Origin of the sequence: Leptolyngbya sp. CCNP1308, from assembly GCF_034932455.1 — a bacterium.
GTDB lineage: Bacteria > Cyanobacteriota > Cyanobacteriia > Phormidesmidales > Phormidesmidaceae > Nodosilinea.
The window spans coordinates 1-5,954 of record NZ_JAYGIH010000025.1; the positions used below are offsets into that span (position 1 = coordinate 1).

The 5,954-nt window shown below is 57.2% G+C and carries 3 protein-coding genes; all 3 read left to right on the forward strand.

The genetic code is table 11. From position 1 onward, the window contains the following. A partial coding sequence (locus tag VB780_RS08375; protein WP_323350682.1) for a PAS domain S-box protein occupies positions 1 to 2,621 on the forward strand: 2,621 nt, incomplete at its 5' end. Positions 2,622 to 2,636: 15 nt separating this feature from the next. Beyond that, positions 2,637 to 4,388, forward strand: coding sequence for a putative bifunctional diguanylate cyclase/phosphodiesterase (locus VB780_RS08380; protein WP_323350683.1), 1,752 nt, complete (start codon positions 2,637 to 2,639; stop codon positions 4,386 to 4,388). 326 nt (positions 4,389 to 4,714) lie between these two features. After that, positions 4,715 to 5,954, forward strand: a 1,240-nt coding sequence (locus tag VB780_RS08385) for a PAS domain-containing protein (protein ID WP_323350684.1), incomplete at its 3' end; no start/stop codon positions are given.

Here is a 5,954-nt window from a genome sequence, read left to right on the forward strand (position 1 = left end):
TTGGTCGCCACGTGTCGGAGATTTTGCCCGCCGACGTGGTTGAGCTCAATCTTCAGGCCATCAGCCAGGCCCTGGCGACCCATGAGGTGCAAACCCACGAACAGCAGATTTTGGTGGGAGATCGCCTACAGCAAGAAGAACTGCGGGCAGTGCAGTGCAGCGACGATGAGGTGCTGTTTTTAATTCGCGACATCAGCGAGCGCAAGCGCACCGAGCTAGCCCTGCAGCGGAGTGAAGCCCACCAGCGGGCGCTGGTCGAGGCTCTGCCCGATTTGCTGGCGCGGTTGAGCAAAGATGGCATCTACCTGGAGTTTGTTGCTAACCCCGCGTTTCATGTAGTGGGCGGTTTGCCAGAGTTGGTCGGCACCCATGTGACCGAGTCGTTGCCCCCGGTTGCGGCCCAGCAGCGTCTCGATGCGATTGCCCTAGCCCTAGCCACTCAAACCATCCAGTTTTATGAGCACGATTTGTCTACGGCAGAGAAAATGCAGATTGAAGAAGTCCGCGTGGTGCCCTACCGGGACGATGAGGTACTGGCTCTGGTGCGGGACATCAGCGTTCAGAAAGCTGCTCTCCGGGAACGCAAACAGGCCGAACGTCAGCTCAAGGAACTCAACCAATCGCTAGAGCGGCAGGTGGCCGCGCGCACCGCTGCCCTGGAGGAGCGCGAGGTGCGCTACCGGGGCCTGATGGAGGGGGCCAGTGATGCCATCGTGGTGGCCGATATGGAGGGCAATATTCTGGAGGTAAATCGCCGCGCGGAGGAGCTGTTTGGCCACGGGCGCGATCAGCTGACCCAGATGCACCAATCCCAACTGTATCCACCAGACCACCAGGCAGAGCTGATTGCCCTCTTTCAGGGATCTATTGATATCCCCCATTTTCAGGCTTTGAACATCCCCATCCGGCACGCCGATGGCCGACATATTCCGGTGGATATTACCGCGACGACCATCACCCTGGGGACAACCCGGGTGGTGCAGGGTATTTTTCGCGATGTCAGCGATCGCCAGCGGCTGGAAGAAACTCTGCGCCTGCGGGAGCGGGCGATCGCCGCCAGCCGCCATGGCATTGTGATTACCGATGCCCGCCAACCCAGCAACCCGATCATCTACGTCAACCCCGCCTTTGAGCGCATTACTGGCTTTTCTTCGGCCGAAGCCATAGGGCATAACTGCCGCTTCTTGCAGAGTAATCAATTGGAGCAGCCTAGCCTGCATACTCTGCGTCAAGCTATTGCTGCTGGCGAAGACTGTACCGTAGAGGTGATTAACTACCGCAAGAATGGCGAGCCATTTTGGAACGACCTCAGCATTTCGCCCATTTATGACCCCGAGGGCCAGCTCACCCATTTTGTTGGCATTCAGACCGATATTAGCGATCGCAAGCGGGTGGAGGCCCAGCTGCACCAGCATATGCACGACCTAGAAGAAGCCCGCCACGCCGCCGAGGCGGCCAATCAGGCCAAGGGCGAATTTCTCGCCAACATGAGCCACGAACTGCGCACCCCCCTCAACGCCATTTTGGGCATGACTGAGGGGCTGCAAGAGCAGGTGTTTGGCGCTATCAACGAGCGACAGCTCAAGGCTCTCACCACCGTCGAGACCAGCGCCTCCCACCTGCTCGCGCTGATCAACGACATTCTCGATATGGCCAAAATTGAGTCGGGCCAAATTACCCTGCACCTAACCCCCACGGCGATCGCTCCCCTCTGCTATTCAAGCCTGACCTTTGTGCAGCAGCAGGCCGACAGAAAACGCATTCAGCTGATAGATTGCATTCCCCCCAATCTGCCTGACCTGGTAATCGATGAGCGGCGCGTGCGCCAGATTTTGATCAACCTGCTCGCCAACGCGGTCAAATTTACGCCCGAGGGAGGCTGCGTTAGCCTGACAGTCGTGCCAAAGTTGTGCCAAGACGGCGACGAGATCCAGGCCGTGATGCGTTTTACCGTCAAGGATACGGGCATTGGCATTGCCCCCGACGACCAGCAAAGACTGTTTCAACCCTTCATTCAAATCGACAGCGCCCTCAACCGCCAGTACGAAGGCACAGGGTTAGGCCTCACCCTGGTGAAACAGTTCACCGAGCTCCACGGTGGCCAGGTGGGGTTGACCAGTGAGGTCGGTGTCGGCAGCAGCTTCACCATCGACCTGCCCTACGAGCTTGGGGCAGGTCGATGGACAGCCAGTCCGGCTACCGCCGTCGCCAGTGCCCCAGAGGCCCCGGCTATCCCTAACCAAAAGCCCCTAATTCTGCTGGCGGAAGACCAGGCGGCCACGATCAGCACCGTGGCTAACTACCTAACCGCTAAGGGTTACCGCCTGCTGCTGGCCCGTCAGGGCGAAGCGGCCATAGCTCTGGCCCTGGCAGAAAACCCCGATCTGATTGTGATGGATATGCAGTTGCCGGGGATAGATGGACTGGAGGCGATTCGCCGCATCCGCGACGAGCCGCACCTGGCCGATCGCCCAATCATTGCGCTCACCGCCTACAGTGCGGTGAGCGAGCGCTGCCTGGCAGCCGGGGCTAACCAGCACCTGGGCAAACCGCTAAAACTCAAGCAGCTGGCCGCCACTATTCAGCACCTGCTTACCCCCCTCGCTCCATCCACCCTGTAGTTCACCAGCAGACCTATGCCATCCGCCTTTATCTTGATCGTTGACGACGATCCCAATAACTTTGATGTCATCGAGGCCCTGCTCGACGCCCAGGGTTATCAGCTGCACTACATCAGCACGGGGGAAGCGGCGATCGCCGCCCTCGACTACCTGGCCCCCGACCTGATTTTGCTCGACGTGATGATGCCCGGCCTCGATGGGTTTGAGGTTTGCCAACGGATCAAGTCTTCGCCCGCCTGGGCCACCGTGCCGGTCATTATGGTGACGGCTCTGAGCGAAAAACAGGACCTTGCCCGCTGCTTTAGCGCTGGTGCCGACGACTTTATTAGCAAGCCGATCAACCGATTAGAGCTGATCGCCAGAGTGCGATCGATGCTGCTGCTGCGGGAGCAGTATCGGCAGCTAGAAACCTTTAACGCCCAGCTCGAAACCAAGGTGCTAGAGCGTACGGCCCAACTCCAGACGATCATTTCCCGCGATGCCTTAACCCAGTTGCCCAGCCGGGCCGCCCTAAACCAAACCCTGACAGAGCTGCTTCAGACTGAGAATTCGGCCTTTGCGGTGATTTACATCGACTGCGACCAGTTCAAGCTGATCAACGGTTCCTTTGGCTACACCCTGAGCAATCAGCTGCTTAAGGCGATCGCCGAGCGGCTTCAGCAGCTGGTGCCCAGCGGCGATCTGCTGGCCTGTCTGGGGGGCAACGAGTTCTGTATTTTGCTGCGCCAGACCAGCGATATAGAGCGGATCAAATTGCTCATCCAGACCATTTTAGACAGCTTTAAGACCCCTTTTACCGCGTCAGGGCTGGATATTTTTATCACCGCCTGTCTAGGAGTTGTTCTAGGTCACAGCGACTACCCCTGCTCTGAGCAACTCCTTCAGGATGCTGGCATTGCCATGTACCGGGCCAAGCAGCAGGGAGCCGGCAGCTATCAATTTTTTGACCCGCAAATGCACCAAACCATGGTGGATCGCCTGGCCCTCGAAAATGACCTCAAGCGCGCCCTCGATCGCCAGGAATTTGTGGTGTATTACCAGCCCATTGTTCACCTCAAAACCCTCAAAATTGCCGGTCTAGAGGCGCTGGTGCGCTGGCAGCACCCCACCCGTGGCCTGGTTGCCCCCGGCGAGTTTATTCCCCTGATGGAAACCACCGGGCTGGTGGTGCCGGTGGGCTTGCTCATTCTCAAGCTGGCCTGTCAACAGCTGCGCCGCTGGCAGCAGCAGGGCTGGACCCATCTGACCATGAGCGTCAACCTATCGGTGCGGCAGTTTGCCTGCCCCACCCTGCTCGACGATATTGACCAGATTCTGGCCGCCACTGGCATCAACCCCGCCCGGCTCAAGCTAGAAATTACCGAAAGCGCCATCATGGACAATGCTGAAACCGCCATTGCCCTGGTGGATGCCCTGCGATCGCGGCAGATTCAGATCAGCATCGACGACTTTGGCACGGGCTATTCGTCCCTGGGCTATCTGCACCAGTTTTTGGTCAACGACCTCAAAATTGATCGATCGTTTACCAGCCAAATCCAAGTCTTGACCTCTAAATACAAGGTCGTCGATACCATTATTACCCTGGGCAAGCAGTTGGGCTTAACAGTCACCGCCGAGGGCATTGAGACTCAACCCCAGCTAGCGCGACTGCAACAGCTCAACTGCGAACTGGGGCAGGGCTATCTATTTTCTAAACCCCTCCCCGCAGCAGACATTGAGTCCCGCTTTCTCAACGTCAGAGATACCTCCCTCATGCTGGTGGCCTAAGGGGTTGCCAATCGCTCCGCTATCAAATCGCCCTGAGCCTCTTTCTAGCTTGAAAGTTCACGGGGACGGTTGCAACTCTGATTGGGAATACTAAGGTTAAACATCGATGAATCGTAGGATTAAGTGATGGGAATATGACGGCCTGACACAAGTGGGTGAAAGGCTTAAAAGTTCGTTAAGCGAAGGAGAAAGAGTGAGCTGACATGAGCCTCTCTCCTTAAGTTTTAAAGGTTCGTTGAGGGATGGTCACCACAAGACAGAGTTAGTAGGGTCTTTAATCGCCTGCGGCCTTTGAATACAGAACATCCAGTGGAGCTAGATCTGACGTGGATGACTTAACAAGTTTGGTGCAGCAGCTACAGGCAGAAAACACCCGTTTGCAGCAGCAGGTGGCGTCCCTGCGGCAGGTCAATCAGAGCCTGCAGGCTGAGCTAGAGCGATCGCAGGCCCCTCCCAATCTCCAGCAGATAGAGACTGCCCTCAGCGACAGCGAAGCGACTAACCAGGCGATTATTAGGGCAATTCCTGACCTGCTAATGCGCATAGGGCGCGACGGCACCTGCTTTAGCTTTTTGCCCCCCAGCTCTGACAACTCGAGCCTTTTTCTACCCGTTGAGCACCATCTGGCGGAGGTATTGCCCCCCGACCTGCTGGCAGACCAGCTGCGGCATATTGAGCAGGCCTTGACCACAGGCGATTTGCAGGTGTGGGAGCAGCAGCTGGTCAAGCGGGGGCAGCTGTGCCACGAAGAGGTGCGCCTGGCGCCGTACAGTAGCGATGAGTGTCTGGTGATCGTGCGCGATATCACCCAGCGCAAGCAGATAGAGCTAGAGCTAGGGGCCAAAATTGAGGAACTGGCTCGGTTCTTCTCGGTGTCAATAGACCTGCTGTGCATTGCCGACACCGGAGGCTATTTTCGTCGCCTCAACAGCGCCTGGGAAAAGACTCTGGGCTATAGGCTGGCTGACCTAGAAAACACTCCTTTTATAAGCTATGTCCATCTCGATGACGTCGCCGCCACCACCGACGCTGTTTCAGCTCTGATCAACGACCAAGAAATTGTCTCTTTCACCAACCGCTATCGCTGCCTAGACGGCAGCTATCGCTGGCTAGAGTGGCGAGCATCGGTGCCGATGGATGGGCTGATCTACGCCGCTGCTAGAGATGTCACCGACAGCCAGGAGATGACCCTAGAGCTGGAAACAACTAAGGAACAGCTAGAGCTGGTGCTGGAGGCCTCCTCAGAGGGGTTCTCAGATTGGAACCTGACCACCGATGAGATCTATTTTTCACCCCAGTGGAAAGCCATGCTGGGCTACGTCGACCACGAACTTGAGAACTCCATTGAGATGTGGAACTCGACTGTCTTTGAGGAAGACAGATTGGCCGGGTGGCAGCTGGTGGACGACTACAACAGCGGCAAAATTGACGGTCTGAGCACCGTGTATCGCCACCGCCACAAAGACGGATCTACAGTGCATATTTTCACCCGCATGACTCATCGCAAAAATGCTGAGGGCCAGGTGGTGCGCATGGTGGGTAGCCACCTCGATATCACCACTACGG